1 protein-coding gene is annotated in these 709 nt (G+C 48.1%); it reads right to left on the bottom strand.

All coding sequences use genetic code 11. From position 1 onward, the window contains the following. Positions 1 to 709, bottom strand: a 709-nt coding sequence (locus QQK21_RS21275; RefSeq protein WP_284194180.1) for a hypothetical protein, incomplete at both ends; no start/stop codon positions are given.

Below are 709 nucleotides of genomic sequence, written 5' to 3'. Positions count from 1 at the left end.
TTCTCCCATTTTGGCCACCGTGCTTTGGGTGGCTTTCCCCGCTTTAACCGCTGCCTCCTCAAATTTGAGAAGTTGCTCACCCATGGCCACTTCTAAATCGGCAAGGTTAATGCCGTTACTTTCCTTGTCTTGTTCATGCTCTCCGCGCTGGCGCTTTTCTTCTTTGCTCTGACCTGCTTTGGAGATAAACATCGATGCGGCGCTGTCTTTAAAACTCGGATCAAACTGCTTTTGCTTATTCTTAAGGTCGTTAATCACCACCGCCAGTGCATTCATCACCTGATCAAAATAAGCTTTGACTTCCGCCTCACGTTTGAAGGTGTTTCGCCAACCTTTACGCTGTATCTTGTTCTTACTCGACTCGAGCTCATGACGCACGTCTTGAAGACGATTTCTCACAGCGTGCCTGCGCAGCGTCATATGATGGCGCAGGTTATCCGTGTCTTGAGTCAGGCCATGTTTTTGTTTGTATCCCGCAGAGACTTTCTCTTTCCAAGTCTCTAGCTCTAAGTCTTGGTCATGTTTGAAGGCTTTTAACGCTTCAGTCACCACTTTTAAACTGCCATCGATGTGCCTTGCCAGCTGATACGCGTTGGCTCTATCAGATTTGGCCAACTCATCAATCCAGCCTTTCGATTTGTTACTGGCATCCGCAATCACGGCATCAACCGGCGACGACAACTCTGCGGGTATCTTGATGATTTCATCC

This window comes from Vibrio zhanjiangensis, from assembly GCF_030161235.1.
Lineage (GTDB): Bacteria > Pseudomonadota > Gammaproteobacteria > Enterobacterales > Vibrionaceae > Vibrio > Vibrio zhanjiangensis.
This window is presented reverse-complemented; position numbering and strand designations above follow the sequence as displayed.